At 65.5% G+C, this 203-nt stretch carries 1 protein-coding gene; it reads left to right on the forward strand.

What is annotated here, in order from left to right; all coding sequences use genetic code 11:
• Positions 1 to 203 (forward strand): hypothetical protein (locus AC0QH1_RS28435; protein WP_442957377.1); only part of this gene is annotated, 203 nt, incomplete at both ends.

Genomic DNA, 203 nt, shown 5'->3' on the forward strand with positions numbered 1-203 from the left:
ACCTGCCCACCGGCGATCGCGCCGCCCACCTGCAACGGGCAATTGAGTGCTACCAAGCCGCCCTCACCGTCTGGACCTGCGAGAGCGCTCCGACTGATTGGGCAATGACCCAAAACAACCTGGGTTCTGCCTACTCGGACCTGCCCACCGGCGATCGCGCCGCCCACCTGCAACGGGCAATTGAGTGCTACCAAGCCGCCCTC

It is taken from the genome of Phormidium sp. CCY1219 (assembly GCF_055795085.1).